The organism is Enterobacter sp. AG326 (assembly GCF_004362415.1).
In the GTDB taxonomy this organism is placed as follows: Bacteria; Pseudomonadota; Gammaproteobacteria; order Enterobacterales; family Enterobacteriaceae; genus Enterobacter; species Enterobacter asburiae.
The window spans coordinates 597,163-618,515 of record NZ_SNXG01000001.1 but is presented as its reverse complement, the minus strand read 5'-3'; the positions used below and the strand labels follow the sequence as shown (position 1 = coordinate 618,515).

General features: G+C 50.4%; 23 protein-coding genes and 2 pseudogenes. 11 read left to right on the top strand and 14 right to left on the bottom strand.

Features of this window, described 5'->3' with window-relative positions; all coding sequences use genetic code 11:
- Positions 1-5 precede the first annotated feature (5 nt).
- From DFO52_RS02925 to DFO52_RS02910, 4 genes and pseudogenes are all read left to right on the top strand, one after another.
- Positions 6-464 (top strand): DUF3850 domain-containing protein, encoded by a 459-nt coding sequence (locus DFO52_RS02925; RefSeq protein ID WP_133549254.1) that lies wholly within the window; start codon positions 6-8, stop codon positions 462-464.
- A gap of 16 nt (positions 465-480) precedes the next feature.
- Positions 481-708, top strand: coding sequence for a hypothetical protein (locus tag DFO52_RS23255; RefSeq protein ID WP_133549252.1), 228 nt, complete (start codon positions 481-483; stop codon positions 706-708).
- A 128-nt stretch (positions 709-836) separates the two neighbouring features.
- A pseudogene (locus DFO52_RS23250) lies at positions 837-1,025 on the top strand (hypothetical protein); the annotation flags it as partial.
- Between the two features lie 99 nt (positions 1,026-1,124).
- Positions 1,125-1,757, top strand: a complete 633-nt coding sequence (locus DFO52_RS02910) for a hypothetical protein (RefSeq protein ID WP_133549250.1) — start codon at positions 1,125-1,127, stop codon at positions 1,755-1,757.
- Positions 1,758-2,069: 312 nt separating this feature from the next.
- Here the strand turns inward: DFO52_RS02910 and DFO52_RS02905 are convergent, their stop codons facing one another.
- Both DFO52_RS02905 and DFO52_RS02900 read right to left on the bottom strand, forming a co-directional pair.
- Positions 2,070-3,095, bottom strand: a complete 1,026-nt coding sequence (locus DFO52_RS02905) for a phage portal protein (protein WP_133549248.1) — start codon at positions 3,093-3,095, stop codon at positions 2,070-2,072.
- A gap of 1 nt (position 3,096) precedes the next feature.
- Positions 3,097-3,963: pseudogene (locus tag DFO52_RS02900) on the bottom strand (terminase family protein); the annotation flags it as partial.
- Between DFO52_RS02900 and DFO52_RS02895 the strand changes: the two are divergent.
- From DFO52_RS02895 to DFO52_RS02875, 5 genes are all read left to right on the top strand, one after another.
- Complete coding sequence (locus tag DFO52_RS02895) at positions 3,913-4,872, top strand: contractile injection system protein, VgrG/Pvc8 family (protein WP_243737933.1); 960 nt, start codon at positions 3,913-3,915, stop codon at positions 4,870-4,872. The pseudogene DFO52_RS02900 and the gene DFO52_RS02895 sit on opposite strands and share 51 nt — an antisense overlap.
- A 76-nt stretch (positions 4,873-4,948) precedes the next feature.
- Positions 4,949-5,170 carry a DNA-binding transcriptional regulator gene (locus DFO52_RS02890; protein WP_126497721.1) on the top strand — a complete coding sequence of 74 codons (222 nt, stop codon included), beginning with the start codon at positions 4,949-4,951 and terminating at the stop codon, positions 5,168-5,170.
- A gap of 274 nt (positions 5,171-5,444) precedes the next feature.
- Positions 5,445-6,932 (top strand): hypothetical protein, encoded by a 1,488-nt coding sequence (locus tag DFO52_RS02885; protein ID WP_126497722.1) that lies wholly within the window; start codon positions 5,445-5,447, stop codon positions 6,930-6,932.
- Between the two features lie 53 nt (positions 6,933-6,985).
- Entirely contained in the window at positions 6,986-7,327 is a 342-nt protein-coding gene (locus tag DFO52_RS02880) for a 4-fold beta flower protein (protein ID WP_208110463.1), read from the top strand.
- Positions 7,328-7,603: 276 nt separating this feature from the next.
- Positions 7,604-8,557 carry a helix-turn-helix domain-containing GNAT family N-acetyltransferase gene (locus tag DFO52_RS02875; protein WP_133549246.1) on the top strand — a complete coding sequence of 318 codons (954 nt, stop codon included), beginning with the start codon at positions 7,604-7,606 and terminating at the stop codon, positions 8,555-8,557.
- A gap of 41 nt (positions 8,558-8,598) precedes the next feature.
- On the opposite strand, the gene DFO52_RS02870 is transcribed toward DFO52_RS02875, so the two are convergent.
- Positions 8,599-8,895 (bottom strand): YciI family protein, encoded by a 297-nt coding sequence (locus tag DFO52_RS02870; RefSeq protein WP_029741731.1) that lies wholly within the window; start codon positions 8,893-8,895, stop codon positions 8,599-8,601.
- Between the two features lie 220 nt (positions 8,896-9,115).
- On the opposite strand from DFO52_RS02870, the gene tonB reads away from it, so the two are divergent.
- Positions 9,116-9,838, top strand: coding sequence for a TonB system transport protein TonB (tonB, locus tag DFO52_RS02865; RefSeq protein WP_133549843.1), 723 nt, complete (start codon positions 9,116-9,118; stop codon positions 9,836-9,838).
- A 38-nt stretch (positions 9,839-9,876) separates the two neighbouring features.
- Here the strand turns inward: tonB and yciA are convergent, their stop codons facing one another.
- The 4 genes from yciA to DFO52_RS02845 form a co-directional block, all read right to left on the bottom strand.
- Complete coding sequence (gene yciA, locus DFO52_RS02860) at positions 9,877-10,272, bottom strand: acyl-CoA thioester hydrolase YciA (RefSeq protein ID WP_023335966.1); 396 nt, start codon at positions 10,270-10,272, stop codon at positions 9,877-9,879.
- Between the two features lie 104 nt (positions 10,273-10,376).
- Positions 10,377-10,916: a septation protein A gene (locus DFO52_RS02855; RefSeq protein WP_047647550.1), complete on the bottom strand. Its 540-nt coding sequence runs from the start codon at positions 10,914-10,916 to the stop codon at positions 10,377-10,379.
- 56 nt (positions 10,917-10,972) lie between these two features.
- Positions 10,973-11,716, bottom strand: a complete 744-nt coding sequence (locus tag DFO52_RS02850; protein ID WP_047647551.1) for a YciC family protein — start codon at positions 11,714-11,716, stop codon at positions 10,973-10,975.
- Positions 11,717-11,741: 25 nt separating this feature from the next.
- On the bottom strand, positions 11,742-12,146 hold the full coding sequence (locus DFO52_RS02845; RefSeq protein WP_047647552.1) for a YkgJ family cysteine cluster protein: 405 nt from the start codon (positions 12,144-12,146) through the stop codon (positions 11,742-11,744).
- A 282-nt stretch (positions 12,147-12,428) separates the two neighbouring features.
- Here DFO52_RS02845 and ompW point away from each other — a divergent pair, with 282 nt between their 5' ends.
- A complete protein-coding gene (gene ompW, locus DFO52_RS02840) occupies positions 12,429-13,061 on the top strand; it encodes an outer membrane protein OmpW (protein ID WP_023312086.1) in 633 nt (210 codons plus the stop codon).
- Positions 13,062-13,107: 46 nt separating this feature from the next.
- On the opposite strand, the gene DFO52_RS02835 is transcribed toward ompW, so the two are convergent.
- From DFO52_RS02835 to trpCF, 7 genes are all read right to left on the bottom strand, one after another.
- Complete coding sequence (locus DFO52_RS02835; RefSeq protein WP_032666617.1) at positions 13,108-13,446, bottom strand: hypothetical protein; 339 nt, start codon at positions 13,444-13,446, stop codon at positions 13,108-13,110.
- A gap of 125 nt (positions 13,447-13,571) precedes the next feature.
- On the bottom strand, positions 13,572-13,805 hold the full coding sequence (gene yedF, locus DFO52_RS02830; RefSeq protein WP_003856774.1) for a sulfurtransferase-like selenium metabolism protein YedF: 234 nt from the start codon (positions 13,803-13,805) through the stop codon (positions 13,572-13,574).
- Positions 13,802-15,013, bottom strand: coding sequence for a selenium metabolism membrane protein YedE/FdhT (gene yedE / locus DFO52_RS02825; protein ID WP_133549243.1), 1,212 nt, complete (start codon positions 15,011-15,013; stop codon positions 13,802-13,804). The genes yedF and yedE overlap by 4 nt, the downstream gene beginning before the upstream one ends.
- A 531-nt stretch (positions 15,014-15,544) precedes the next feature.
- Positions 15,545-16,684 carry an acyltransferase gene (locus DFO52_RS02820; protein WP_243737932.1) on the bottom strand — a complete coding sequence of 380 codons (1,140 nt, stop codon included), beginning with the start codon at positions 16,682-16,684 and terminating at the stop codon, positions 15,545-15,547.
- Between the two features lie 1,294 nt (positions 16,685-17,978).
- Complete coding sequence (trpA, locus tag DFO52_RS02815; RefSeq protein WP_029740534.1) at positions 17,979-18,788, bottom strand: tryptophan synthase subunit alpha; 810 nt, start codon at positions 18,786-18,788, stop codon at positions 17,979-17,981.
- Positions 18,788-19,981: a tryptophan synthase subunit beta gene (gene trpB / locus DFO52_RS02810; protein WP_010431806.1), complete on the bottom strand. Its 1,194-nt coding sequence runs from the start codon at positions 19,979-19,981 to the stop codon at positions 18,788-18,790. The genes trpA and trpB overlap by 1 nt, the downstream gene beginning before the upstream one ends.
- 10 nt (positions 19,982-19,991) lie before the next feature.
- Complete coding sequence (trpCF, locus tag DFO52_RS02805) at positions 19,992-21,350, bottom strand: bifunctional indole-3-glycerol-phosphate synthase TrpC/phosphoribosylanthranilate isomerase TrpF (protein WP_133549241.1); 1,359 nt, start codon at positions 21,348-21,350, stop codon at positions 19,992-19,994.
- Positions 21,351-21,353: the final 3 nt, after the last annotated feature.

Genomic DNA, 21,353 nt, shown 5'->3' with positions numbered 1-21,353 from the left:
AATAAATGACCAAAATCCATGATTTAAATATCGCACCAGAGCATTTTGAAGCGGTGAAGTCAGGAGAAAAACGCGCTGAATTTCGTATCAATGACCGTGACTATTCATGTGGTGATGTTCTCAGGTTGCATGAGTGGGAACCAGAGAACGGATATACCGGGAAACGTGTATCAGTAAGGGTCACAGACGTTACAGATTTAACGGTATGGGTGGGAAACTATGTGATTTTGAGCGTCCAGTTACTTGTCCCGGATGAACCTTGTGGTATGTCCCTGTTGAACTGGAAAGAACTTAGCGATAAAGGGCTGGTTTTCAGAATTAATCACGAAATTTTGCACCCATTAGGTCTTGCTATTGGATATGAAACACTTAACGGGGTTTCGGCTGGCGCTTTCGTGGCTGATGACGGAGTTTGGCAATATTCAGACGAGCTGATCGCCAATGCTAAAAAAATGGGTGGTTAAAATGAGCCATACGTGAATGATGCCAGCACCGCCCGTACATTCGAAACACAACGTTAAGCTGATGGCCGTCGTGCATCGCCTGCAGCAAATCATGATTAACGAGAATCTCACCCCTGACGAGCTGGTCGGGTGTGCAGGTGTAGTGAGAGACAATCATCGCCGATATAGCGACATAAGCAATCCGAAATCATATGCGATCACACCGGTAAACATGCCCAAATGCCAGCCACCACGGCAACGGTAAGAACAGCGCCGGTGCTGAAACTTGCTTTCAGTGCCGGTGGTGTTGAACAACGAGCCCTGCGAGGCGTTAGCATTTCGCCTGAATATCCGCTAAAAAGCTGTATGTGCGCACAGTGTTTTGTGGAGGTTATGGCCGGGCATGAATTGGGTTTTCAGGTGGTCTATCGGGGGGAGACCTTAGAGTATTACCGCCCCGGAGGGTGGGTTTTCTTCCAGCGGCCTAAAGACTGAGGCGGTGGGTACTGGTTAGGGCGTACATATCACGATGTTTTCATGATTGAATACGAGCGACCAGTATCGCTCAATGAGGGAATGCGCTAATTATTGATAGTCGATAAGGTCGAGGTGACAAGTAATGAATTTATCAATAATTTATCGCTGTTTTAATCATCTAAAATGAGGACAATGGTGAGGCTTATGCGTTGGGGATTGCTAATAGGTTTATTCTTTTGTGGATTGTCTTTTGTTGTTGGTCTTTTTGTTGGTGGAGTGGACTGGGGATGGCGGTTGGCGGGGCATACTAGCGAAGTCGCTTTTTGGTCAATGATAGGTGGATGGCTATCCGGGGTTGCGACATTGTTTGCCGTTATTGTGTCGTTATGGATGGCTTATCAAGCCTCGCAGAATAATGTCGAAAAAATACTCATCACAGTTGAACCACTTAGATCTGAGAGTGTGAATGGCACTAAAGATTATTCAGTCATCAAGGTCAAAAATCTTAAACCGCTTGATGCACCTTTAATGAACATTTTCATCCAGATTGACAGTATGGCTCTTACTCTGGAACATGTTAATTTAGGCATTCAAAACTTGCCATATACTTTGCACTTTCAGGGGGAAGAGTGGCAGTTCGAAACAAAAATAGGTTTATCAATCGGTTGGCGGAGTATTTTTCAACTACTTTCATACAGCAAACAACCGATTAGCTTTAAAAAAGGCTATTTCATTATCGAAACAGCAATGAAACAACATCGAGTTAAAATACCAAAAGAAATACTCTATGAAATTAAGAGAAATAACAGTCTTTGGAAAGAAGAATACGATGCTTAAAAGCGTGCATGCTCTGGTGCATTTTTTTGCATGCAAAAATGGCTGAGAATTTTCCTGAGGGACGCCAGCGCTGCCGTGGCTCGGGGCTACTGATGCACCTGCATTAAAAGCGACCCGTTAAGCGGGCAGGCGAGGCGGGGATAGCACTGCGCGCCAGACGTGGTGACAGAATTTATTTTGCGGGTCTGTGCGCGTCGTGGCGGCGCGCTGAGCGGTGAGGTTTAATCGTAGGCGGTGGCGGGGTTGCGTGGCGTGTGCGGCGTCTGGTGAGCTCTGAGGATGTGCCGCCCGGAGGCGGCATTTTATGCGGGTCTACTCGGTCTCGATGCTGTAATCCTTAAAGCGGATCACCTCCATTCCTAACCAATCGTTAATCTCTTTAAACCGCTCCTGCAGCGGCGTCAGCTCGTTACGTACAAACACGCGCGCAACCTTCTCGATATCGCCCATCGAGCCGATATTCTCCGGCTTGCCACCCATAAGCTGGAACGGCACGCGGTGCGCATCGAGCAGGTCAGCGGCGCTCACCTTCTTGATGTTAAAAAAATCATCCTTCGTGGCGACTTCACTCAGCGGCACGATCTTGATGCCGTCTGGTTTCCCGTTCGGAGCGTAGAAAAATAGGTTTTTAAAATTCCCGAGCCCTTTCGAGTCGCGCATCGCGGAGCGCAGCGCCTCAACATCGGTGCTGCTTTGCGCCGCGTCGGTCACGTACATGATGTAACCCGCGTGCGCACCGTTCTGGTAATACTTGCGACGAAACAGCGTGGCGGACTCATTCAGCCAGGCAGAATTGAGCGCGCTCAGGTATTCCGGCATCCCGTAGAGCTCCTGATTGATATCGGGCTCAAGCAGGTGAAACACCGAACCGGGGGCGAACTGGTGCGGGTGCGTATAGTCCGACACGTACCAGTAAACGCCATCCTCGACACCACGGCGGGTGTATTTGGCCGGGGAGGTTTCCAGTTTAAAGAGCTGGCCGGTCACGCTCATGCGCTTTTCGAGATAGCCGTTTGCAAAGACCAGATAATCAAGCACTAGGCGGCTGAAGTCCTGACGGGACAGCAACGGGTGCGGGATAAAGGTGCTGGTCAGAATGTTGCGCTTTACGTAAATCGGGGAGCTGTGGTGTACGGCGGCGCGCAGGCTTTTTGCCAGTCCCGAGAAGTTGACCGGCGGCTCGTACCATTTGCCGTTATTGATGCACTCGACATAGTCGAGGATGTCGCGGCGATCCAGAACGGGGGAGGGCTCACCAAAGGTGAACGCCTCCATTTTCTGCGGTGCGCTGGCGGTCATGCTGGTCTGTTTTGGCTGTTTCTTTTGGCGTTTTTTCATCTTAGTTAATATCCAGAATTGAACTTGATTGCATACCGCTACCGGCGGAAAGCGGCTCGTTTAACAGGGCGTGCATGGTCGCCCACGCGATATCCGCGTGGCTGGCTTCCTCGCTGCGGCTGGCTTCATAGGTGGCGCTGCGGCCGCTGCTGGTCATGGTTTTGCGGATAGCCATAAATGACTGCGTGATGTCGGTTGCCCCGGCGTCGTATTCCAGACACCCGCGGCGAATGGTGTCTTTTGCTTTCAGCACCATTGCGGTTTTCATTTCCGGCGTGTAGCGGATGGCGCGCGCCGCGGGGAAGAATGAGCGCACGAGCTGGTAAACACCCTGGCCGATGCCGGTCGCATCGATGCCGATATAGTCAACGGTGTATTTCTCGGTCAGCGCCCGGATGGCCTCGGCCTGTGCGGCAAAGTCCATGCCTTTCCACTGATGACGCTCAAGGATGCGGAACTTGCCACCGGCAACCAGCGGCGGAGCCAGTACCGCGCACCCGGCGCTGTCCCCGGTGTGTGACGGGTCATAGCCAATCCAGACAGGACGCCAGTTAAACGGACGGTCGGCGAACGGCTCGAAGTCCTCCCATTCTTCCATCGCATCGACCATGCAGCGCTGCAGCTCCTCGAACGGGAATACGGACGCCTTATCGTCGACGAACTCGCACATAAACAGGTTACGGAAGTCATCCGCGCTGTTTTCCTGCTTAAGCTGGTCGAGGTTAAACAGGGTGCAGCCACCGGCGAGCGCGTCCTCAATGGTGACAATCTGCCGCCACTGACCGTCTCCGCACAGCACGCCACCGGCGAGCGCCTGATGACTGATATCGATGTCGACACGTTCGTCGCGGTTGCTGCGGCCACGGTTACGGTAGATGAAATCGAGCACCGTGGCGCGCCAGATACGCTGACCATCCGGGGGCGCAGCGCTGATTTTCGCGGGTCGCTGAACTCACGCCGGGAACAGTCATGGCACGACACCACACTCGGGGTAATTGTTGAGACCATCGCAGCGCGCAATAAGCTTGAGGCCAGCGTGGCCGATACGCTGAAAGCGATCCCCGTCCATCATATTGACCAGGCTCAGGAATCCGACGCGGTGTTTCTGTCCCGTCTGGCTGACCTTAACGGTGCGGCGGTTTCGGTAAAGGCGGGAAAACTTCTGCTACTGAAAGCCGGGAGCGGCATGACGGCCGGTGGCCGGACCATTCCGCTGATGACGCTTGAACGCGGCGACGGCGACCGGCATCAGTTTGCGATTGCTGACCGCGAAGCCTATACCGGCGTTACGGCCAAATGGCTGCACACCAAAGACCCGAAACCACAAAAGCAAAAGGTGAAGCTCAAACGCAAGCCAAAGGTACAGCACCTGCGCGCGCTGCAGCATCCGAAAGCGACCAAAACCACTGCAAAGGCAAAAGCCAAAAAAGAGCAGGAAGCCCGCGAGGGTGAGTATATGGCCGGTGAGTCTGACAACGTGCTGGAGCTAACAACCATCTACGCGACAAAGGCGCAGGCCATGCGCGCGGCTCAGGCGAAGTGGGACAAGCTGCAGCGCGGCGTTGCGGAGTTTTCAATTTCGCTGGCTATTGGCCGGGCAGATTTATTTCCTGAAACGCCAATCGCGGTGAAAGGGTTTAAGCGCGTCATAGACGATCAGGCGTGGATAATCAGCCGGGTGGTGCATAACCTCAACGGGAACGGCTACACGACGGGCTTAGAGCTTGAGGTTAAGGTTTCGGATGTGGAGTATGAAAGCGAGGAGTTAAATCAATAATTATGATTTAAGTGTTTGTTATATAAGGATTCAATGGTTAAAATTAGCTCATCGGAAATTAAATGAGGTGCTCGCCATGTTTCACTGTCCTAAATGCCATTTTGCCGCTCACGCTCGCACAAGCCGCTATTTTTCTGACACCACAAAAGAGCGCTATCACCAGTGCACAAACATCAACTGCAGTTGCACGTTTGTCACAACTGAGACGGTCGAGCGTTTCATTGTATCGCCGGGTGAAGTCGTGCCAGCGCCGCCGCATCCGACACAATCAGGCCAGCAACAAATCACCTGGATGTGACCAAAAGAAAGCCCCGCAATTGCGGGGCTTTTTATTGTTGAATTTATAAAGGTAAGAAAGGTGTCATGAGCGGCGGTGTTCATCTTGGAGGGCTGATACCGCTAAACGGCTTTTATCAAAGCTAAGTAATAACTAAGAATGAGCACCGATGAAAACATCAGACGAAGTAATTTTGAGATTTTGATTATAGATAAGCAAGAAAAACCTTGATTCACCGCGTGGCATGGGCTTAACTTCATGATAAATGTAGCTTATCACACGGTAAAGAGACTCAATGGACATAAAAGACTGGCTTCCCGAATTTCAAGTTTCAGCAGAAACAGATCGAGATTTACAGACATATTTTTTCAAGCTACCGGCAATCAAGGATATCATTGAAAGCAGAGCCTGGTTAGTTCTTGGGCGAAAAGGAACTGGAAAAACAGCCATTTATGAACACCTTAGACGAGGAAATCCTACCAATCTAAATGGATTTAACTCCGTATGTCTGAACTTTAGTGACTACCCGTGGCCAGCCCATCAGCTCTACAAGGATGCTATGGCAGGGGAACTATCCGCTTATCAGAAGAGCTGGATGTATCTTTTTTATATTAAAGCCCTTTCTAAGCTTATAGAAATAAAAAATAGTAAAGGAGAGCCTTTAAATAAAGAACTTAAGTGGGCTGATAAATATATTAAAACCATTTTTGGTAGTCCAGATCCTTCACTGCGGGAAGTTTTATTTTCAAAAATTACTAGATTAAAAGTCATAAAGGGGCCCAGTGCAGAACTCGACGAGATAACTCTGGATTCAGGAGAGATTTCCTTAGAGGAAGTAGCTGAAAATGCCCAGTTAAAACAGAAGCTCAGAGCAAATGCATTCACCCTGCTTACACATTTTGAAAGAGTGTTTAAAGACAATATCGGGAATAATAAAATACTCATCGCTCTTGATCAGTTAGATGAGAATTGGTTGGAAGGACAAATCGAAGAGTATAGTAAAGTTCTGATAAATCTTTTAAATGTATGTAGAAACATTGCGTCAGACGAACGTCTTAATGATAAATTAAAAGTAATTCCATTTTTGCGAACGGATATTTATCACTCCTTGAGGTTTAATGATAAGAATAAGTTGTTACAAGATAGTGCCATCATAATTTCATGGGATGAAAATAATCTCAATGATATGTATTACGAGAGAATAAAAAAATACAAGCCAGCGGATATTCAGTTAGGCGATGAAAAAGATAGAGCTGGCAAAGTGTTTGAAGTGTCGTTCGTGAGGCAGGGGACTCCACCCTTTAAGTATGTATGTCGTCGTTCTTTCTTCAGACCTCGAGACATTATAGTCTATTTTAATAAAATCAGAGCGTGTCACAAGAGTAATAGCTCTGGCCTTTACACCTCAAGCGAGCTTTATGAAGCAGATCGTGAGGCTTCTATTAGTGTGTATAATGAGGTCATTGATGAATGGTCTAATCAATTCCCTGAAATTGAGAATCTTTTAACTGTCCTTCAAACAATTCAAGTGGAAACATTTGATTTTAATGATTTTGCTGCGAAGTGTCGTGATGAGTTTACCGATGTATCTGACGGAACGATACGTCATTATATAAACTTTCTCTTTGACAACTCTCTCATTGGACAAAAAAAACAAGGGAGATGGGAATACGTTAGTAGTTTGCCTAACCTCAAAATCAATCTTCAGAATGAATTTAGAACACATCACGCCTTGAAGTATAGGTTACATTTAATAGAAAGCCGGCCGAGCCAGAACATTTAAATCACCCACACCTTCACTGCTTAAAGTGAAGGTGCTAAGTCTATCCGAGATGCATGCGCTTTATTGAAGGTGCAGTAATTAAGAAAGGTGGGGAAATGGTAAATTATATATATGATTCAAAAGGAAATGCCGTAGGTTTTATCCGTGGGAAATACATACATAGCATGAATGGCCGCGCTGTAGGCCAACTTCGCGGAACGCATGTTTATAGACTTTCTGGCCAATACATTGGTGAACTTTATAACGGTATGATCCTAAACAAGCATATTGGGAATTTAGGAAACATAGGAAACCCAGGAAATCCAGGTAATCCGGGAAGTCCAGGCAATCCAGGTAATAGGGGGGCGCGTAATTACGGATACCCCGATGTCTCAGTTGAGCTGTTTGGCAAATAGGGTGAGAACATCTGTACTTTGCATATAGGTTACAATCAACAGCATTCTGGTTGCACTCTAAATTATTTCTAGCCTATCAGTACAAGCAAAACAAAAACCCCGCCTAGGCAGGGTTTAAGATACCGATGTGGTCAACATGTGGACATGATCAGAAATAAATCCATTTATTTCATGATGTTGAAACGTTTTAAAAAGCCCCTGAGGGAGCCTTTTTATTATGTTTGACAACCTCTCATTGATTAGTTGTATAGTGCAACTAACCGATGAGGGCACAACATGCACAGCGAAACCCCGATAGTCAGTGTTATTCGACGTTCCTCGCGCCTGATGGTGCGAGAGTTAGGCTTTATGGCCTCGACCCTGGCCTCAACGAATTACTCACCTTCGACCGTCCATACCCTGGTCGAAATAGCCCTACGCAAAGAGATGACGGCGAGTCAGCTGGTGCAGCTGCTGGGGCTGGATAAGTCCAGCGTCAGCCGGATGCTGGCTCGTCTGATTGCCGCGGGTGAGCTCGAGGAGGTTATTTCAGCTGAAGATGCGAGAGCGAAGAGTCTCAGGCTGACCGCGAAAGGTCATGAGACGGTCAGTAAAATTAATACCTTTAGCAACGAGCGCGTGGTCTCAGCAATAAAGAGTCTTGCTCCTGCCCAGCAGCAGACCATTTCTGAGGGGCTCTCCCTTTATGCCAACGCGCTGCTGGCGTGCCGTGAAAAGGGCAACGACACGCCCCCCGATGAGCTCACGATAGTGCAGGGGTATATTCCCGGCATGATTGGCCGTATCGCGGAGTTGCACGGGGTTTACTACGCGCGCGAGCACCATTTTGGCCGCTTTTTTGAAGCCAAAGTGGCCGCAGGGGTTGCAGAATTTAGTGACCGCCTGGATAAGCCATGCAACCAGATCTGGCTGGCGGTGATGAACGGCAGGATAGTGGGGTCAGTGGCGATAGACGGCGAGGATTTAGCGCCGGGTGAAGCCCATCTGCGCTGGTTTATTCTCGACGATGGCTGCCGGGGACACGGGGTGGGGAAAAAACTGCTTACCGAAGCGATGCGCTTTTGTGACAGCCTAGGTTTCTCTGCCGTGCATCTCTGGACATTCAATAAGCTTACCGCCGCACGACGTTTATACGAATCGTTTGGATTTACGCTCGTCAAAGAGTGGGAGGGCGATCAGTGGGGAACCCTTATAACGGAGCAACAGTTTACCCGGCGCAGAGACGCGTAATCTCTACTATAAAAAAGGCTCCTTTCGGAGCCGCTTTGGTATCAGAACACTTTCTTATACGGTCGAACCGTCACTTTCGCATACACACCTGCTGCGACATACGGATCTGCGTCAGCCCATGCCTGAGCGCTTTCCTGGGATTCAAACTCAGCAATTACGGTGGAACCGGCAAAACCGGCGGCGCCCGGATCGTTGCTGTCTACTGCAGGCATTGGGCCGGCGGTCAGTAAACGGCCTTCATCCTGGAGCAGCTGCAAACGTGCCAGATGCGCAGGGCGCACAGCCTGGCGTTTTTCGAGCGAATCAGCAACATCTTCAGAGTAAATCACGTAAAACACGGCGAAGCTCCTTAACCGGTAAAAGTGTCAGTTACGTTATGTGAAAGGGCAAACGACTGCAATGTAAAATAAAAACAATGTTAATACCCTGATCTGAATGCGCCTTTTTTGGCCTCTCATGCGCTAAAGTTGCGTCAGAACAAAGTGTCTTATTGAATATGATTGCTATTTGCATTTAAAATCAGTGTTCGGTTTTTTAACGTTGATGATTATGACTTCGATGACCCTTGATTTACCTCGCCGCTTTCCCTGGCCGACGCTGCTTTCTGTCGTGATTCACGGTGCTGTTGTGGCGGGTTTGCTGTATACCTCGGTTCATCAGGTTATTGAAATGCCCGCGCCCGCGCAGCCGATTTCGGTGACGATGGTCTCGCCAGCGGATCTCGAACCGCCGCAGGTTGCACCTCCGCCACCGCAGCCGGTGGCTGAACCAGAGCCAGAGCCCGAGCCTGTTCCGCCGCCACCGAAGGAAGCGCCGGTGGTGATCCACAAGCCTGAACCGAAGCCAAAACCTAAGCCGAAGCCAAAACCGGTGAAAAAGGTTGAGGAGCGTCCGAAACGCGAGGAACGGCCGGTTGAACCGCGCGCGACCCAGACGGTGGAGAATGCGGCGCCTTCGCGTCCGGTGATGAATAACACCGCGACAGCGCCTAAGCCGACAGTCAGTGCCCCGGCGGGCCCGCGCGCGCTGAGTCGCAACCAGCCTCAGTATCCGGCACGAGCGCAGGCCTTACGTATTGAAGGCCGCGTACGGGTAAAATTTGACGTCACTGCGGATGGCCGCGTGGATAACGTGGAAATCTTGTCAGCTCAACCTTCTAATATGTTTGAGCGCGAAGTGAAATCGGCGATGCGCAGATGGCGCTATGAAGCCGGAAAACCGGGCAGCGGACTGATTGTGAATATTGTTTTCCGCCTGAACGGCGGGGCGCAGATGGAATAAAAAAAGCCTCCTGATGGAGGCTTTTTTTTGCCTGTCGATCAAGCCTGTGGAAGTTGGCGAGGTTTACCCTCGCTATCTACGGCGACATAAATAAACAGCGCTTCGGTGGCCTTATAACGCTGCCCAATGGGTTCCGAAGAGACTTTCTTAACCCATACTTCGATGTTGATTGAAATAGATGTGTTGCCGCGTTTGACGCAGCGCGCGTAGCAGCAAACCACATCTCCCACCGCAACCGGGCGCAGGAAGGTCATGCCGTCCACTCGCACAGTCACCACGCGCCCGTGGGCAATCTCTTTTGCCAGAATTGCGCCGCCCATATCCATCTGCGACATCAGCCAGCCGCCAAAAATATCGCCATTGGCATTGGTGTCAGCGGGCATTGCCAGTGTGCGTAAAACCAGTTCGCCCTGCGGGGCGTTATTTGTTGTCATTGTTTTAACTCGTAACGGAAGACTTCAGGCGGGATGCTACTATGATTTCACAGCGGAGAGAATAGACCAGAACGCCTGTCGTTGACGTTCTGGTCAGTCGTTAATCAGTGGTTGTCATCCTGGGGCATATGACGATAGATGTATACGCCACTTAACAGCGTGAAGATAAGCGTCAGCGCGGTCAGGCCGAAGACCTTGAAGTTGACCCAGATATTCTGCGGCAGCCAGAAGGCGATATAGATATTGGCAAGACCACAGAGAATAAAGAAGACCGCCCAGGCGATATTCAGACGGGACCAGACTTCCTGAGGCAGCGTCAGCTCTTTGCCCAGCATGCGCTGGATCAGCGGCTTTTTCATGACCCACTGGCTAATTAACAATGCGCCCGCAAACAACGCGTAAATAACGGTCACTTTCCACTTAATAAATTCATCGTTGTGGAAGAACAGCGTAAGCCCGCCGAACACGGCGACCAGGACGAACGTTATCAGCGCCATCTTTTCGACTTTGCGATAGCGGACCCAGCTGTAGATCAGTACAACAGCGGTCGCAACGATCAGCGCAGTGGTCGCGGCATAAATGTCATAAAGCTTATAAAAAGCAAAAAAGACCACGAGCGGTAAAAAATCAAGAAACTGCTTCATTCTGTGATTCCATCTTCTGAGCGGGGCGGGAGGCAGCGATGCCGCCCGCCTCAGGATTACTGACGAATTAACATATACAGGCGGAACAGATAGACCAGCAGCACCGCTGAAATCAGATTGCTCAGCGTATTCGCCACTACGGCGCCAACATTGGGCGTTAATACCGCGAAATTCGGTGCAAACAACAGCAGGAGCGTTTTGGCGAGCAGCCAGCCGATCACGGCGGGAGCCACCAGACGCATATTCGCCCATGCCAGTCTGATGCTGCTGCGCATCGCGGTAAAAATCCCCATCTTATCCTGCACCACCATCACAGGCGCAAATGAGAGCACGATAGCCAGTAATACGCCCGGCACCACGACCAGCATAATCCCCATTTGCACCAGCAGGGTGGTTAAAAAGATCAGGATAAACAGCTTAGGTAAGACTGGCGCACTGGCACCAATCGCCCGTAAGGCGCTGACCCGGTGACCCGCCGATACCAGCTGAATCATCAGCAAAACGCCGCCAGCCAGAATTGCATTACCAATCAGGCCTGAGAACGTTGACGCGGCAGACGCCCGCAGCAGAATTTGCTGCTGCTCCGGCGTCATGTTTTGCACCAGTTCAAATAGCCCCACGCTTCCGGCAAGGTGGTCGCCCTGGCTCAGGCTGGCAATCTGTTCATCGCTCGGTGAGAAGGCATGGCCCAGCACCACCGTGATAAAGGCACATAGCAACGCGATCAGTAAAAAGGTTATGAACTGATTGCGGAAAAAGTTTCCCGTGTCACGGTAGACAGACTTCGCCGTGATAGACATGCACTCTCCTTGAGTATTGCAGGTGTTAATTAGCCGGCAATTGTACACCGGATGCGCCTGCTGTGGCAGCATCAAGGCTTGTATGGAAAAGCATATCTTTGTAAAGCGGCGGTAATCCAACGCGCGCCCGGGCGCGATTGCAGGCTTCGTTGACCTGCCCATCTTCCCCCGACATGGCAAATTCCCGGCACGGGCTGGGCCGATCCTCATAGATGGAACACCGGGTAGAGACCCCGGGCTCACCCTGTAGCGCCATGCAGCGGACCTGTTTTTGGTTCGTGCCGCTCATGCATCGCAGAAAAGGCGTTAGCGGCTCTGTGAAATGAACCGGAACGGTACCGCCGCCATCGCTGGCTTCGGCCCAGTAGAAAGAGACTCGAAAATACGCACAACAGGCTCCGCACGTCATGCACGGGTTGATATCACTCATGGCACACCTGCTAAAGAAGAACGCATCAAATCAACTTGTGAGAGCGATAAATTATCCAGCCGCCAGAGGAAGAGCAAGAGGGGGAAAAGGGAAAATTTTGTAACCGTGAAATGCCAAAAATTGACATGGAAACAACTTATCGCTTTTGGATGCGTAACAAAAAATTAATCCAGATCAATGAATGTTAAGTTACTGGTTTTAATGTGATCTGTAGCAGATCACTTATTACTCATTTGTGAGTATATTCTCATCCGCGATTAAAACCACAACGATGGAGCGGATATGAAAAAATTAGCGGTGGCAGCCCTTGTATTAAGCAGTCTCTCTGGCGGCGCGTATGCGCATGAAGCAGGCGAATTCTTTATTCGTGCCGGTTCGGCTACGGTTCGCCCGACTGAAGGATCGGATAACGTGCTGGGTATGGGCGGTTTTAACGTCAGTAATAACACCCAGTTAGGGTTAACGTTCACCTATATGGCGACGGAAAACGTTGGTGTTGAGCTTCTGGCTGCAACGCCGTTCCGTCATCGCGTTGGTCTGGGCGCAACCGGTGATATCGCTACGGTTCACCACTTACCGCCAACGCTGATGGCGCAATGGTACTTTGGCGATGCCAGCAGCAAGGTGCGTCCTTATATTGGCGCCGGTGTGAACTACACCACCTTCTTCGACGAGAAGTTTAACGATACCGGTAAAGAGGCGGGTCTGACGGACCTCAGCCTGAAAGACTCATGGGGTATGGCGGGGCAGGTCGGTCTGGACTATCTGATTAACCGCGACTGGCTGATTAACGCCTCGGTCTGGTACATGGATATTGATACGGACGTACGCTTCAAGGCGGGCGGTCAGCAGCAAAGTATCAATACTCGCCTGGATCCGTGGGTGTTTATGTTCTCTGCGGGTTATCGTTTCTGATCCCCCGTCAAACTGGCCACAGGATGGCCAGTTTGCTTTGCTCACTTCAAAACGACGGATAAACCGGCCGCTCATCAAGCTTTACGCAGTGCCTCAGGATCTTTTCCCCATCATATAAATAGCTGAAAGCGTCGCTGGACAGGGAATGAAAGAGAATATCGCCGTTGGCAAACGGGATGATTTCGGTATCACCCGCACGTTTATGTCCCGCGCCGGTTTCAAAATGGCCGCGCCATCGTTCCTGGGTATGGTCATAAACGTGCAGAATAACCTCGACAAGTCCTCTTTGCGGACAATTAAGGCGCAGGAAGGTTGAAGAGAAATTGAGGGACAGCGCATGGAAGGGAATCAATAAGGCGAAAACCAGTAAAGCTCGTAAATACATCAAACCGCGAAAACCTCCTTCAAAAGGGAAGTGAGATTTTACTTAAGTCAAAAATCTCGTTTTTGCCGTGGATCAAGATGTCTTATAATTCAATGCGATAAAGGCCCCTCGCGAGGCCCTGGCGATCATTTTTGAATCAAATAGCGAATGGTCGGGCCATCCTGCTGGATATCCAGCACCGTGTAGCCGTGGTTTTTCGCATCCAGCGGAATGTTGTTGATGGACTGCGGACAGTCGCTGACCACTTCCAGAATTTCCCCTTTTTTGAGCTGCGGTAGAGCTTCAAGCGTGGCAACAGCCGGATAAGGGCAGGGTTCACCGACCATATCCAGACGGTAATCGGGCACGATCTCTTTCATGCAGCATTCTCCTGGGTTTCTGTTTTAACACTCGCGCGACGGAAGAAGCGTTTCTCCTGCGCGACAACCAGTAAAAAAGCGACCAGCAGCAGGGCGTAGGTGACCAGCAGGCCGCCGAGAGGGCCGAAGGTGTTCAGCAGGTTGACCTTGTCCCAACTCGTGGCAAGCGCCGGGGACAGATCGTCCCAGAAGTACGCCAGGGCCGTCGAGCCGATAACATTTCCCAGGCCCACCCACCAGTAATGCACCTGACCTTCAACGGCGCGGTACATCCAGCCGGTTTCACACCCGCCAGCCAGCACGATCCCGAAGCCGAACAGCAGGCCGCCAATGACCGCGTTAGGACCGGCCCACATGATTTTCGGTTCAACGCCGAGCTGAACATAGCTGAAGATGCCGATGGCGCTGACCGCCATCCCGGCGATAATCGCCCTCGCCATCATCGTACGGCCGGTGATCCACATATCGCGAAACGCGGAGGTAAAGCAGATCTGCGCGCGTTCAATGAGCAGGCCAAAACCCACGCCGAACAGCATCGCCAGGCCGAGTTTGGGCTGATTCATCGCAGTGCAAAGCGCCCAGGCGACCATAGCCAAAAAGACCAGCATACCGAGGCGGAAACGACGACGCGCCTGGTCTGGCTTCTGGGTTAACGGTGATGCTGCGCTGACTTTTGTCATTTTCACCGGAATGCGGAACAGCGGCAGCAGGGTGAATTTTGCGCCAAAGTAAGATCCGATGGCCGTGGCGACAGCAAAGAACCAGGCGTGAAGCGAAAACTGAGGAATCCCCGTAAAGAAAGCGGCCAGGTTACAGCCCATCGCCAGACGGGCGCCAAACCCGGCAATGATACCGCCGACCACCGCCTGCATTATGCGAATCCGGCTTTTGGGCATCCGCAACTTAACGTTGTTTGCCCACAGCGCCGCTGCGAAACAGCCGCCGAACATGCCGATGATCATCATCCCGTCGATGCGGGTAAGCGGCGTGCCGTCCAGATGAATGAGTTTAAAGTAACCCCACTCTTCGGTATGCACGCCAGCGAGCTGTAGTAACTGACCACCCCAGCGGGTGAACTCGCCGGTCACGGCCCAGAAGGTGCCGGTGATGCCGAAATAGTAGGTAGAGAGAATGCCTGCCGCGATAACGGCCGGAACAGGTGACCAGAACTTAACCAGGTAAGTCTGTTTGAAGGCGTGCCATGACATGAATAAGCCTCTGAACTCAGAAGGTGTAAGTGAATTTAACGGACTGGAATATATATCTTTTTCGTTTGCCTCAAAACCTCTCCAAATCTTTTCTCCAAAATACCGCTTCTTTTTATGACCTCAGTCATTAAATCCTGCAATTCACTGCACACCATCATAATCCCCAATTCATAAAGCAAACTTGCTCCATTGCACACAACGAATTTCTTGTATACCCAGTAGTAGTATATGTTTTAGATATTTCCCACTAATTAATTGGTTTCTACATGTAACAAATTGAGGAAAATTCTTTCGTAAGGGAAGATCACGACACCGTCTATAGGGTTGTGATAAGATTGGACAATAACAGGATAATAAATATCGATTCTTGAAAACGGGAATAACACCAGAGAGGCTTTCACAACGACTGCTGATAGTATACAGTCATGATTATAAATAAAGCGAGAAACGCCACCCATGAAATACTGTGTGCAAAAGTATTCTAAATAAAAGTCAAGAGATTAACTTCCGGCACTTACGCGCCGGAAGTAATTATTTACTATATATTTTGTTGTTAACTTTGCTGAAAATAGCTTTCTTTATAAAAGGTCTCTCGATAAAGTGATAGGTAAATGAAGAGAGAATACATATTGCTAAATAGGACAGAATCAAAATAATAAAAGTATGTATGTTTAATTCTAATTTATTGTTTGTTTGTAAGTGAATGATCACAGGGAATAAAATTAGACCTTGAGTTAAATATAAGCTATAACTTATTGCGCCAAGTCGAATAGCTGCTTTGGTAATCAATAATCCAAAAAGATTCGCACCTGAAACCACAGAAATGAAGATAGCACAGAGGAATAGCTTCTCGGGTGAGCCGTATAGGGTGGGCTGCACTAATATGGTTATAAGTATCATGATTGCCAATATGACATTAGCCATTTTTTTGCTTATGATTACCCTGTCTTTTATTTCACTGCATAACATTCCAGCAAAAAAATATGACCACAAATATGCATCATTCGTAAATCCTGGAAGAAAATACACGGAGAACGCAAAAAGAGAAATGGTTAATTCGAATGACCATTTTTTGAACATAAATAATAGCGGAAGAGAAAAGTAAAAAATCCACTCCCAACGCAGAGTCCACGTCACCCCAGCCAGAGCCATAAAAGAATACTGGAATGTAGTAACAGGGGGTTTGTCATTCCAAAGTCCAACATCAAACCAAGAGAGCGCATTTGTTAATACACCAATAGAAAACTCCCTCCGTTCGGTTAGTAAGAAAAGTAAAAATAGAGCAACTAAAGAACAAAATATTGATAGAGGAGCAATTCTGGAGAGGCGTTTTTTATATAAATCAACCCAATTTACTACATCTGCTTTTCTAATTTTTCCCCAAAACAAGAAAGCCGTAATCATGAAAAATAAAGCAACCCCATATTTCCCCATATAAAGCAACAAGTCTGATGTGGGGGCCCAATTGCCTTTTTTTATATATGTATAAGCACAGTCCATATGATGAAATATTACAAACGAAGCGAGTATGAATCTAATACCATCAATGCTGTTTGACCTTGCCGGATCAGTATCTTCATCTATAAATTTGAATAGAGGTAGGCTAAAAATCAGTATTGCCAACACTAAGCATGTAAAAACCAGGCAAATCGAAAAATATAAATCCATCATCAAACCTTACGGATATCAATATAGAAAGAATAGTAGGGCTTTACCTGACCCAGAATCCATTCTATCATTGCTTCTTGCTATCGTCGAGGCAACATAATTTGTTCATCTTTAATTGAATTTGACGATCATTTAGCCCCTCGGTTCTTAACATTCCCAACAACGTACATAACAGTGCGTCATAAGAATTGGTCAGTGACTATTGCACCGCTGGCTGCGAGCTCGTCAGCTTCTTTTGAGTCTACGTTCTAGTTCAAGCATTTCCTTGCTGCGTCAGATAGCGATACTAATGGCCATAGGTAGTGAGTATCGGCCGGCCCCTTGTTCTGTTGCAGGCATCACAACGATAAATCTTTTACTTGCTCGCCTCGCATGAATGGAGTGCTGTAGATCACTTTAATGAAAGTTGGCTGATCGTCTGCTAGGTGAATGAAGTAAGTTTTTTTCCAGCCTCCTTCTTTTTCCACCCGTACTCGACGGGGCGTCGCTTCAGGACAAAGGATCAAGATGTAATTGCTCATCGCCTTCGCTCAGCTGAATGATCTTCATGCCGGGCTCGTCGTAATAATGTACCATCCCGAATTGCTTATCCAGCGCACGTGCGACTTAGGGAGGCGATTGCACAGGTGTTGAATTAATATTTAAATAGTTAATGTTATGTTAAGTCATGCTTGAATTGCATGTTGGTGTTTTCAATGGCGAAAACTGACTCTATAACTACTGATGAATTCATGGTTATCCACCATAGGCTAATCCGGATTTCAAAGACGTGGGGTGACTTATGGTTAACGTTATTTTTTTTACGTGCTGAAAGTTGCCGAGTTATAAACATAAGGTATAGCGATATCAAAGATGACATATTGCATCTCGCGGCCACACCAAGATTTGAGTCGCGAACAATTAGACTGTGCAAGATACTGCGTCAGTTATTTAAGCAAAGAAAGGCATCTAACCCGCAGGATATCTATGTTTTTCAGAGTAAATCAAATCGCGTGAAAGGGTATGCAAAGCCAGTTACAACGGTAGCGATGAACATCGCGCTAAAAGAGGCCGCCAGAGAAATTAGCAATAAAAACATTACCATGAAAAGTGCCCTGCAGATAATTGGCTAATAGATGATAATGTACCTGGCCGATGATTGTTAAATAGGTCTATCCACTCTTAGCAAATCTTTGCAAAGCAGTAAAATGCGCAATTAAGCGTGCTATTGATTACAATTACTATTAACGCTGAAATTAGATTTGTCGGGAAATTAAAAGAAATGAACCGTCTGGCAGGAAGCCAGACGGTAGAGAGGTTATGCTTTACGCGTCGCCGCTTTCATTGCGGTCACAAACGCTTTCAGCTCAGCCAGCATCTGCTCTGGCTTGTCCACGTTCTTTTCGATGATCTTCACAATCGCGGAGCCGGAGATGGCACCAGCCGCCTTCGCGTCAATCGCTGCGGTGACCTGATCCGGGGATGAAATCCCAAACCCCTGTAGCGGAGGCGCGGCATGGTACTCGGCCAGCTTCTCCACCAGATGATGCAGAGGCAACGCCGCTTTATTCTCGGCACCGGTCACGCCCGCGCGGGAAAGCAGGTAGGTATACCCGCGTCCGTAAGAGGCAATCTGGCGCAGCAGTGCGTCATCAGCGTTCGGCGGGCAGATGAAAATCGGGGCGACGTTATGACGCATCGCCGCCTGACGGAATGGCGCAGACTCCTCAACCGGCACGTCTGCCACCAGAACGGAGTCGACGCCCACGCGCGCGCACTCGGCATAGAACTCATCAATACCGCGGTTAAAGACCAGGTTGGCGTACATCAGCAGGCCGATCGGAATGGTCGGGTGCTTCTGGCGAATCGCCGCCAGCATCTCGAAGCACTGGGTTGGCGTCACGCCGGAGGCAAATGCGCGCAGCGTTGCGTTCTGGATGGTTGGGCCATCCGCCAGCGGATCGGAGAACGGAATACCCAGCTCCAGCGCGTCGGCGCCGGCTTCAATCAGGGTGTCGATAATCTTCAGCGACTGTTCCGGGCCCGGATCGCCCAGGGTGACGAAGGGAACGAACGCGCCTTCCTGGCGGGATTTCAGCTCTGCAAATACGTTATCGTAGCGTTCCATCAGATTTCCCCTCGTGCTTTCAGAATATCGTGAACGGTGAAGATATCTTTGTCACCGCGGCCGGAAAGGTTCACCACCAGCAGCTGTTCTTTTTCCGGGTTTTCTTTAATCATTTTCAGCGCATGCGCCAGCGCGTGCGAAGACTCCAGCGCCGGGATGATCCCTTCGCTGCGGCACAGCGTTTTAAAGGCTTCCAGCGCTTCGTCATCGGTAATGGAGACATAGTCCGCGCGGCCGGTGCTGTTCAGATACGCATGCTGCGGCCCGACGGACGGGAAGTCGAGGCCGGCAGAAATAGAGTAAGACTCTTCAATCTGACCTTCATCTGTTTGCATCATCGGGGATTTCATTCCGAAGTAGATCCCCACGCGGCCATGCTTCAGCGGCGCGCCGTGTTCACCCGATTCAATGCCGTGACCGGCTGGCTCGACGCCAATCAGACCGACGCTGGTATCGTCGATAAAGTCTGCGAACATGCCAATGGCGTTAGACCCGCCGCCGACGCAGGCGATCACCGCATCCGGCAGGCGACCCTCTTTTTCAAGGATCTGCGCTTTGGTCTCTTCACCGATCATGCGCTGGAATTCGCGCACGATAGTCGGGAACGGGTGCGGGCCCGCCGCGGTACCGAGCATATAGTGCGCGGTGTCGTAGCTGCCAGACCAGTCGCGCAGCGCTTCGTTACAGGCGTCTTTCAGCGTCGCGGAGCCGCTGTGCACCGGGATCACTTCTGCTCCCATCAGACGCATACGGAAGACGTTCGGAGACTGACGCTCAACGTCTTTCGCTCCCATATAGATGCGGCATTTCAGACCGAGCAGGGCGCTGGCAAGCGCAGAGGCCACGCCGTGCTGGCCTGCACCGGTTTCGGCGATGATTTCAGTTTTGCCCATACGCTTCGCAAGCAGCGCCTGGCCCAGCACCTGGTTAGTTTTATGTGCGCCGCCGTGCAGCAGGTCTTCACGCTTCAGATACAGCGTGGTTTTGGTGCCTTCCGTCAGGTTGCGGCATTTGGTCAGCGCGGTCGGACGACCGGCGTAATTTTTCAGCAGGTCGGTAAATTCAGCCTGAAACGCCGGATCTTTCTGCGCGCTGACAAACGCTTCTTCCAGCTGGCGCAGCGCGGGCATCAGGATTTGCGGGACGTACATCCCGCCGAACTCACCAAAATACGGGTTAAGTAATGTCGTCATCTTTTCTTCCTTAATATGCACGCAGAGTTTTAAAAACAGAGGCCAGCTTGCTGGCATCTTTGATACCCGGTTGGGACTCTACGCCTGAATTGAAATCGAGGCCTGCGCAGCCGGTTTTAGCGGCTTCTACGCAGTTATCCGGGCTTAATCCGCCCGCCAGCAGGACGTTGTCCAGCTTTTCGCCGTTCAGCAGCGACCAGTCAAAACGCTGGCCGGTACCGCCCTGGCCGTTATCGAGGACGTATTTATCCACATGGTTCAGGTTACGCGAGGGCAACGTATCGCCCACGCTTTGCGCTTTCCAGATCTGCACCTGTGGTGCCAGCGCGGCGCGCAGGGCATCGATGTAGCTCTGGTCTTCATCGCCGTGGAGCTGCACCGCGCTCAGGGATAATGCGTCGGCTTTGGCCGCAACGTCTGCAATATCTGCGTTGCGGAAAACGCCCACGTAGCTGAGCGGAGCCGCTGCGATGACCTTATGCGCCTGCTCTTCGCTGACCGCGCGTGGAGAGGAGTCCACAAAGATCAGCCCGCCATAAATCGCCCCGGCTTCATACGCGGCCTGGGCATCCTGTTCGCGGGTTAAGCCGCAGACTTTGTTTTCACCCAGCAGCACGCGACGCACGGCCGCATTGAGATCGTCATGCTCCATCATGGCGGAGCCAATCAGGAAACCGTTGGCGAAGTGGCTTAGCTCGCGCACCTGAGCGTAGCTGTTAATGCCGGATTCGCTGATCACCGTGACGCCAGACCCCAGACGCGGCGCCAGCTGACGCGTACGGTTAAGATCAATGGACAGGTCGCGCAGATCGCGGTTGTTAATGCCGACCACTTTGGCTTCCAGCGCAATCGCGCGCTCCAGCTCCTCTTCGTTGCTCACTTCGGTCAGTACGCCCATGTTCAGGCTGTGCGCCACGGCGGAAAGCTGGCGATACTGCTCGTCGTCGAGCACCGAGAGCATCAGCAGGCAGGCGTCGGCCTGGTAAAAGCGCGCCAGCCAGATCTGATACGGGTCGATAATAAAGTCTTTGCACAGGATCGGCTGCGGCGCGATGCCGCTGACGATCGGCAGAAAGTCGAAGCTGCCCTGAAAATATTTCTCATCCGTCAGCACGGAGATGGCTGAAGCATGATGCTTATAAATGCCGGCAATACGCGCCGGGTCGAAATCGTCACGAATAACGCCTTTGGACGGGGACGCTTTTTTGCACTCAAGAATAAACGCGGTGCGAGTACCCCGCAGGGCGTCATAGAAACGACGGCTGCTCGGGACGACGTCATTCTGGAAACTGGCAAGCGGCTGCTGTTGCTTGCGGGCTTCCACCCAGATGGCCTTATCGGCAACGATTTTCGCTAAAACGGTCTGCATTCT

Bases quoted from the DNA above. Each gene is read 5' to 3' on its own strand.
- DFO52_RS02845 (WP_047647552.1), bottom strand. From the start codon at position 12,146: ATGAGTGATATCAACCCGTGCATGACGTGCGGAGCCTGTTGTGCGTAT.
- ompW (WP_023312086.1), top strand. From the start codon at position 12,429: ATGAAAAAATTAGCGGTGGCAGCCCTTGTATTAAGCAGTCTCTCTGGC.
- yedF (WP_003856774.1), bottom strand. From the start codon at position 13,805: ATGAAAGAGATCGTGCCCGATTACCGTCTGGATATGGTCGGTGAACCC.
- DFO52_RS02855 (WP_047647550.1), bottom strand. From the start codon at position 10,916: ATGAAGCAGTTTCTTGATTTTTTACCGCTCGTGGTCTTTTTTGCTTTT.
- DFO52_RS02890 (WP_126497721.1), top strand. From the start codon at position 4,949: ATGTTTCACTGTCCTAAATGCCATTTTGCCGCTCACGCTCGCACAAGC.
- DFO52_RS02880 (WP_208110463.1), top strand. From the start codon at position 6,986: ATGCGCTTTATTGAAGGTGCAGTAATTAAGAAAGGTGGGGAAATGGTA.
- DFO52_RS02910 (WP_133549250.1), top strand. From the start codon at position 1,125: ATGCGTTGGGGATTGCTAATAGGTTTATTCTTTTGTGGATTGTCTTTT.
- DFO52_RS02875 (WP_133549246.1), top strand. From the start codon at position 7,604: ATGCACAGCGAAACCCCGATAGTCAGTGTTATTCGACGTTCCTCGCGC.
- DFO52_RS02885 (WP_126497722.1), top strand. From the start codon at position 5,445: ATGGACATAAAAGACTGGCTTCCCGAATTTCAAGTTTCAGCAGAAACA.
- DFO52_RS02820 (WP_243737932.1), bottom strand. From the start codon at position 16,684: ATGATGGATTTATATTTTTCGATTTGCCTGGTTTTTACATGCTTAGTG.
- DFO52_RS23255 (WP_133549252.1), top strand. From the start codon at position 481: ATGATGCCAGCACCGCCCGTACATTCGAAACACAACGTTAAGCTGATG.
- tonB (WP_133549843.1), top strand. From the start codon at position 9,116: ATGACCCTTGATTTACCTCGCCGCTTTCCCTGGCCGACGCTGCTTTCT.
- trpA (WP_029740534.1), bottom strand. From the start codon at position 18,788: ATGGAACGCTACGATAACGTATTTGCAGAGCTGAAATCCCGCCAGGAA.
- trpB (WP_010431806.1), bottom strand. From the start codon at position 19,981: ATGACGACATTACTTAACCCGTATTTTGGTGAGTTCGGCGGGATGTAC.
- yciA (WP_023335966.1), bottom strand. From the start codon at position 10,272: ATGACAACAAATAACGCCCCGCAGGGCGAACTGGTTTTACGCACACTG.
- DFO52_RS02850 (WP_047647551.1), bottom strand. From the start codon at position 11,716: ATGTCTATCACGGCGAAGTCTGTCTACCGTGACACGGGAAACTTTTTC.
- trpCF (WP_133549241.1), bottom strand. From the start codon at position 21,350: ATGCAGACCGTTTTAGCGAAAATCGTTGCCGATAAGGCCATCTGGGTG.
- DFO52_RS02905 (WP_133549248.1), bottom strand. From the start codon at position 3,095: ATGAAAAAACGCCAAAAGAAACAGCCAAAACAGACCAGCATGACCGCC.
- DFO52_RS02835 (WP_032666617.1), bottom strand. From the start codon at position 13,446: ATGTATTTACGAGCTTTACTGGTTTTCGCCTTATTGATTCCCTTCCAT.
- yedE (WP_133549243.1), bottom strand. From the start codon at position 15,013: ATGTCATGGCACGCCTTCAAACAGACTTACCTGGTTAAGTTCTGGTCA.
- DFO52_RS02925 (WP_133549254.1), top strand. From the start codon at position 6: ATGACCAAAATCCATGATTTAAATATCGCACCAGAGCATTTTGAAGCG.
- DFO52_RS02895 (WP_243737933.1), top strand. From the start codon at position 3,913: ATGACTGATATCGATGTCGACACGTTCGTCGCGGTTGCTGCGGCCACG.